General features: G+C 58.2%; 3 protein-coding genes and 1 tRNA gene. All 4 read left to right on the forward strand.

The annotated features are described in order from the left end of the window. Positions 1–293: metal ABC transporter permease (locus NTW95_07045; protein MCX6557169.1), on the forward strand; the 293-nt coding region annotated here is incomplete at its 5' end. Between the two features lie 89 nt (positions 294–382). Continuing rightward, entirely contained in the window at positions 383–1,081 is a 699-nt protein-coding gene (locus tag NTW95_07050; protein MCX6557170.1) for an outer membrane beta-barrel protein, read from the forward strand. A 13-nt stretch (positions 1,082–1,094) separates the two neighbouring features. Then, the gene (locus tag NTW95_07055) at positions 1,095–2,771 is read left to right on the forward strand and encodes a S8 family serine peptidase (GenBank protein MCX6557171.1); all 1,677 of its coding nucleotides are present in this window, start codon (positions 1,095–1,097) and stop codon (positions 2,769–2,771) included. Positions 2,772–3,054: 283 nt separating this feature from the next. Continuing rightward, positions 3,055–3,130 (forward strand) — tRNA-Asn (locus tag NTW95_07060). Positions 3,131–3,200: the final 70 nt, after the last annotated feature.

The raw sequence follows: 3,200 nt of genomic DNA on the forward strand, positions 1-3,200 counted from the left end.
TGCTCTATATCATGCTTGCCGCAGCTTTGGTGCTGGGCATCCGCGTTTTGGGCATCATCCTGGTCAGCGCCATCCTGATCATCCCGGTTTCCAGCGCCCGCCTTCTAAGCCGCTCGTTCCGCTCACTGGTTCGGTGGACGGTGCTGCTGGCGGAAGGGGTCATGATCGGCGGGCTGCTCATCTCCTATTACCTCAACCTGCCCAGCGGCGCCGTCATCGTCCTCACCGGCAGCTCGGTTTTTGCGCTGGCCTTCATTGCCAGCGTCCTTCGCCGCCGGGGGCAAAAAAAGTGAACGCCTGGCTTTGTCACCTGTTGCATTTTAGACGCCAATTGGATAATATGGTTGTCACAACGACAAACTCAATGCAAAAGGAGTAACCGATGACCCAGAAAGGATGGTGGACAAAGAAAAGGATGCTGCTTATCTTCGCGCTATTTTTCGCCTCATGCTCTTTTTTTAATTACGCCGCTCCCATTGAATCCTTTGCGGGAAAGGCAACAGCGAAAAGTGGCCGGCACACGGGCGTGGGCCTCTGGGGAGGCTACGGGCTTTACGGCAACAGCCAATTCAATGGCGGCGTTGCCTTCGGCGCCTCGTTTCTACTCGGTCTGGGCAGGAACCTGGCCATCGAATTCGCCGCCAGCTATCTCGGCGCTGGCGTGGAGAGTGACGCCAACGCGCTCTCCAAGGGAAAACTGGCCGCCATGCCGTTGCAGCTCAGCCTGCAGGGGCGTTTCCCGGTCGGCAAAAAGCTGACCCCCTACCTGCTCGTTGGCGGCAACTATTTTCTCAACAGCTTCAGCCTGGACAGCACGATCGTTGATGGCTGGAGTGCGGTGGGCATCACCCTCAGCGAAAAAGTGGCCGGGGCTTTCGGCTTCCATGCCGGTGCCGGCCTTGAACTGGCGCTGGGAAATTCCTTGTCGCTGAATATTGACCTGCGCTACTTTCTGGCCAAAACCAAGAGTAACTGGAGCATGACGGATGACGAAAGCCTGGTCGAAAGCAGCGGGACCTTGAGTGGCATCAAGCTGGACGCCCTGGTCTTTGCGCTCGGTTTGAAGTATTTCTTCAAATGATGGGAGGAGCAAGATGAAGAAACATAAGAGAATTTTCAGGTTGGCCGTGCTGGGACTGGTCATTTCGGGAGCGCTGGCGCTCTTACTGATCAGCCAGTCAACTGCAGATAGCCTTTCCGCCGCGTCGGCAACCATCGATGATCTTTATAAACATCCCAAGTTGGAGAGCTCCCTCTGCCGCCTGATCCGCATCTTCCGCGACCAGGGCTTTGCCGTCATGAAGCAGACGGCCGAGGAGCTCGGTCTCGATTTCGACGGCGACCTGCTGCGGGTGACGGTGGTCACGCAAAATGGCCGCTCCGGCGCCGCGGCCGGTCTGGCCGCTCCGCAGCTGGCCCAGCACATCACCGCCCTCGGCGGCCGGGTGGAATCCAGTTTCGGCAGCGCTCTGCAGTCTCTCCTGCCCATCGATGCCATCCTGCAGCTGGCGGAAAATGCCCAGGTGCGCCAGATCCGCTTGCCACTCAAGCCCCATGCCTGCGTCATCACCAGCGAAGGTGTCGCCAAGACCGGCGCCGATTCCTGGCAGCGCCTGACCTCGTTCCACGGCCAGAATCCGGTCAAGGTCGCCATCCTCGACCTGGGCTTCACCGGCTACCAGGAGCTTCTTGGCACGGAGCTGCCGGCCAGCGTCACCGCGAAATCATTCCGCAGCGATCAGCTGCTGAATACGAACGTCCACGGCACGGCCTGCGCCGAGATCGTCCACGACATGGCCCCCGACGCCGAATTGTTCCTGGTCAATTTCAATACCGACACCGAGCAGCACCAGGCGGTCAGCTGGCTGATCAGCCAGGGGGTCGACATCATCTCCTACTCGATCGGCTGGACCAACGCCGGCGACGGCAAGGGGACGGGCCCGATCACCTACGACGTGGATCGCGCCGCCAATGCCGGCATCATCTGGTGCAGCGCCGCCGGCAACGACGCCGACGTCCACTGGGAGGGAACTTTCTCAGACCCGGACAGCAACGGTTTCCACAACTTCCCCGACAACGATGAATACTTGGAGCTTGCGCTTCCGCCTCACGAGAGCGTCATCGTGTCGATGAACTGGGACGATTGGGGGACCTGGAGCGGCAGCGACTACAGCGGCTCGAGCAACGATTACGACCTGATGTTCTACTACAAGTCCGGGGGGGTCTGGGCCCATCTCTGGGATTCGGCGAACCTCCAGAATGGAGCCGGCTACTGGCCCGTCGAGGAGGATGGCGTCGTCAACAACACCGCTTCGACCGTCACCATCGGCGTGCGCATCTACAAGCACAACGCGACCCGCAATTGCAAGATGGAGATATTCGTCTGGGGGGTCGACGGCCCCATCGAGTACAACGTCCCGGCCGGCAGCCTGACCATCCCCGCCGATTCGGCCCACTGCGTGGCCCTCGGCGCCAGCGATGTTAACAACGACAGTTACCATTATTACAGCGGGCGCGGGCCCACCCATGACGGACGCATCAAGCCCGATTTTTCCGCCCCTTCCGGAACCTCCGGCGCCACCTATGGCAATCACAACTTCTACGGAACCTCCTCCTCCACCCCGCACATGGCCGGAGCCTTCGCGCTGCTGAAGGAAAAAACACCCTATTCGCTGGCGAATATTCTCGACATCATCACTGCCCGCGCCCTCGACCTCGGCGATCCGGGCCAGGACAACAAGTTTGGCTATGGCCGGCTGAAGCTGAAATAAGAGCCGGCGGGGATGGCCGGCATGGAAAGCGCTATTGACAACAGGCGCAGATTTTGGTATTTATATCATCGGGTTCCTCAGTAGCTCAATCGGCAGAGCAGATGGCTGTTAATCCGCCTTGGGGAACAATTAACCCAATTATATCCTTCCCCCGCGGCGGATTGGGGGCTTGTTCGCCCGGAGCTCTTGGCTCCGTGGCGAATTCAAGTCCCAGTTCAAAGAAAATCTCAACGGAAATCACTATTGACAATAGTCAATATTTTTGATATTTATATCATCGGGTTCCTCAGTAGCTCAATCGGCAGAGCAGATGGCTGTTAACCATAAGGTTGGGGGTTCAAGTCCCTCCTGAGGAGCCATTATCCTACTGGTTTTTCCAATCTTTCATTTTTTATCAATATCTTTTTAGTGTCGTTTTTGGTAATATTG

It is taken from the genome of Candidatus Aminicenantes bacterium, assembly GCA_026393795.1.
Taxonomy (GTDB): Bacteria; Acidobacteriota; Aminicenantia; order UBA2199; family UBA2199; genus UBA2199.

Excerpts from the sequence above, each read along its gene's own strand:
- NTW95_07050 (MCX6557170.1), top strand. The coding sequence starts at position 383 with ATGACCCAGAAAGGATGGTGGACAAAGAAAAGGATGCTGCTTATCTTC.
- NTW95_07055 (MCX6557171.1), top strand. The coding sequence starts at position 1,095 with ATGAAGAAACATAAGAGAATTTTCAGGTTGGCCGTGCTGGGACTGGTC.